The sequence below is a fragment of the Neobacillus sp. genome, from assembly GCF_031988165.1.
In the GTDB taxonomy this organism is placed as follows: domain Bacteria; phylum Bacillota; class Bacilli; order Bacillales; family Cytobacillaceae; genus Neobacillus; species Neobacillus rhizosphaerae.
On the sequence record NZ_DALZYO010000015.1, the window covers coordinates 46,115 to 49,230 of the forward strand.

The window sequence follows — 3,116 nt, forward strand, 5'->3', positions numbered from 1 at the left end:
GGCAGGAGTTGTATTAATTAGTGCTGAAAAGGCTCAGTTTATTACCGATTTCCGCTATATTGAGCAAGCAAGAAAGCAATGTCAAGATTTTGAAATCATAAAATTTTCTAATTCCATTCCCGAAGAAGTTGCGGAGCAAGTAAAAAAATTAGGAATTCAAAAGCTTGGATTTGAAGAGGATTATTTAACATACTCTTCCTTTAAATTGTATGACAAAGAAGTTGAAGCTGAACTTGTTCCTATTTCGGGTGTAATTGAAAAGTTACGCTTGATTAAGACGGAAGCAGAGATTAAGATATTAAAGGTAGCGGCAGATATTGCTGATGCTGCATTTAAACATATCTTAGATTTTATTCGTCCTGGGAAAACGGAATTAGAGGTATCGAATGAATTAGAGTTCTTTATGAGAAGAGCCGGTGCTACATCTTCTTCCTTTTCTACGATTGTTGCTTCTGGGCACCGTTCTGCACTTCCACACGGTGTTGCCAGTGACAAAGTGATCGAAGCTGGAGATATTGTCACAATGGATTATGGTGCCTACTATAATGGATATGTCTCTGATATTACTCGGACGGTTGCTGTTGGCGAGCCTGATGCGAAGTTGAAAGAAATTTACGATATTGTTCTGAACGCACAATTGCGAGGGATGGACGGTTTCAAACCAGGGATGACAGGCAGGGAAGCAGATGCTTTAACGAGAGACTACATCACAGAAAAAGGTTATGGGGAATACTTTGGACATTCAACTGGGCACGGAATTGGCCTTGAGGTTCACGAAGGTCCTAGTTTATCCATGAAGTCCGATATCATTTTAGAACCTGGAATGGTGGTAACATGTGAACCAGGTATCTACATCCCAGGACTTGGCGGCGTTCGGATTGAAGATGACACTCATATAACCAAAGATGGTAATGAGGCACTTACTCATTCAACAAAAGAACTAATTATATTGTAAGACCATAGGAGGATTTAAAGATGATTTCTGTTAACGATTTTAAAACAGGATTAACAATTGAAGTGGATGGCGGTCTATGGCGTGTTTTGGATTTCCAGCACGTAAAGCCAGGTAAGGGAGCAGCTTTTGTTCGTTCTAAGCTACGTAACCTTCGTAATGGAGCAATTCAAGAAAAAACCTTCCGTGCTGGTGAGAAAGTAGAAAAAGCACAAATCGATAACCGCAAAATGCAGTATCTTTATGCAAGTGGTGACCAGCATGTATTTATGGATATGGAATCCTACGAACAGGTGGAACTTCCTGCTACAAACATTGAATATGAATTAAAGTTTTTAAAAGAAAACATGGAAGTACATATTATGATGTTTAATTATGAAACCCTTGGCGTGGAATTGCCAAACAATGTTGTTTTAGAAGTTGCCGAAACGGAACCGGGAATTAAGGGTGATACTTCTTCAGGTGGAACCAAGTCTGCTACCCTTGAAACTGGTCTTTCTGTTCAGGTTCCTTTCTTCATTAATCAAGGGGATAAGTTAATTATCAATACAACTGATTCATCTTACGTATCAAGAGCATAATTTTCAATTAAAAGCCTTAGGCCGTTAATTAACGGAACTAAGGCTTTTTTTGTACCCTTCACTTAACACAATTTATCCATAGTTTCTCCTAAGTTTCTGCACACTTTTTCATTATATTAAATGTGCAATAATAAAAAAGGAGAAGATGAACATGAACATGACGCATTATATGGGACTGCTTGCTGACAATCAACCATGGAACTTGATTATTTTTATGGCGATTCCAGTGATTTGTGCTGAAACTCTGGCGATTTCGGAGTTTGCAATATTATTTACGAGAAATCTAGATGGTACCTTAAGAAAAGTGAATCGAGTAGTCGGTATATTTGCAGGGTTATATTTTACTGGAATTTTTATTTACCTAATGAAAACAGCTTACATCCCACTAACTGTAAGCGGAGAATGGAAAGGCTGGATTGATGTTGTAGCGGTTACTTTCTATCTGCTTGGAATTGTTCCATTTCTTGGCATGGCATTGCTTGATTTAGGGATTATTTTTAGAAATAAAACAGTCGAAGAAAAACTAAAAATTCATGCTATCTTTGTTAGTATTTTTCTAGTAGTTGCACACGTGGCAATGATTTTTGGAATGGTTGATCCAGCGTTAGGTTCAGGTGCATCAAGCGGTCATGACATGATGAATATGTAATTGAAATGGCAGCAGGTTCGTGTGAGAATCTCCTGCATTTTTTTTTGTTTAATAAAATTGTATAACGACATTTCTAATAAACGTAGGATCGTTCACCGTTGCAAGTGTTATTGGCCTTTAAATCTTGGAAAATTAATATAGTTTTCTATAGTCAAAAATTATTACTTTTTTCTCGATAGATTCTGCACATTTAAGCATTAATATTAAGAACATAATATGAACTAGTAAAAATAAAATAGAAAGGGGTGAAACAGAGTATGAAACGAATCACATCTTTTTTGTTCCTGTTCACGTTAATCGCTATAGTGGCTGCAGGATGCGGCTCCAAACTCGATGACGAGAGTTGGAAACTTGATAAAAAACACGAGCCATTACCTGATTATGTATTAAATACCTCCGATAAAATTCAAGAAACATATATTATGGCATCTACATATCCAGAGGTTATCGCTCAAGTTCCTTGCTATTGTGGTTGTAAGGCTGATGGCCATAAGAGTAACCTTGATTGCTTTATTCATAATATGGGACCAGATAATTCAGTTGAGGAATGGGATTCACATGGTATAGCGTGAGATACATGTGTCAATATCGCCCGGGAGGCGATAGATATGCATCTTAGCGGTAAAGATTCCAAGAAAATTTATCAATTAATTACTGGAAAATATAAAAATCTAGGGGATCCAACTCCAACGCCTGAACCTAAGTAGGATATGTAATAAAGAGCCATTGGAGATTTTAAAATAAATTTCCAGTGGTTTTTCATTTTTGCAAAAGACAAAAGCTTCAAGAGAAAATATTATTAATAATTTCACAACCTAAAAAACTTCACTAATTAGTAAGAATTTGCAGCCTTATGGTTAAGACCTTTTTGTTAAGATGAACTAGTATATAAATAAAGGAAAGGGGTGACACAAAATATGAAACGAATCACAGC

At 36.6% G+C, this 3,116-nt stretch carries 4 protein-coding genes; all 4 read left to right on the forward strand.

Going from position 1 to position 3,116, the window contains the following annotated elements; genetic code table 11:
• A partial coding sequence (locus RTR43_RS10840) for a M24 family metallopeptidase (RefSeq protein ID WP_312471773.1) occupies window positions 1-955 on the forward strand: 955 nt, incomplete at its 5' end.
• Window positions 956-975: 20 nt separating this feature from the next.
• Window positions 976-1,533, forward strand: a complete 558-nt coding sequence (efp, locus tag RTR43_RS10845; RefSeq protein WP_312471774.1) for an elongation factor P — start codon at window positions 976-978, stop codon at window positions 1,531-1,533.
• A gap of 151 nt (window positions 1,534-1,684) precedes the next feature.
• Complete coding sequence (locus RTR43_RS10850; RefSeq protein WP_312471775.1) at window positions 1,685-2,182, forward strand: DUF6803 family protein; 498 nt, start codon at window positions 1,685-1,687, stop codon at window positions 2,180-2,182.
• Between the two features lie 257 nt (window positions 2,183-2,439).
• Window positions 2,440-2,889 carry a PCYCGC motif-containing (lipo)protein gene (locus RTR43_RS10855; RefSeq protein ID WP_312471777.1) on the forward strand — a complete coding sequence of 150 codons (450 nt, stop codon included), beginning with the start codon at window positions 2,440-2,442 and terminating at the stop codon, window positions 2,887-2,889.
• The last annotated feature ends 227 nt before the right edge of the window (window positions 2,890-3,116 follow it).

Bases quoted from the DNA above. Each gene is read 5' to 3' on its own strand.
- RTR43_RS10850 (WP_312471775.1), top strand. From the start codon at position 1,685: ATGAACATGACGCATTATATGGGACTGCTTGCTGACAATCAACCATGG.
- efp (WP_312471774.1), top strand. From the start codon at position 976: ATGATTTCTGTTAACGATTTTAAAACAGGATTAACAATTGAAGTGGAT.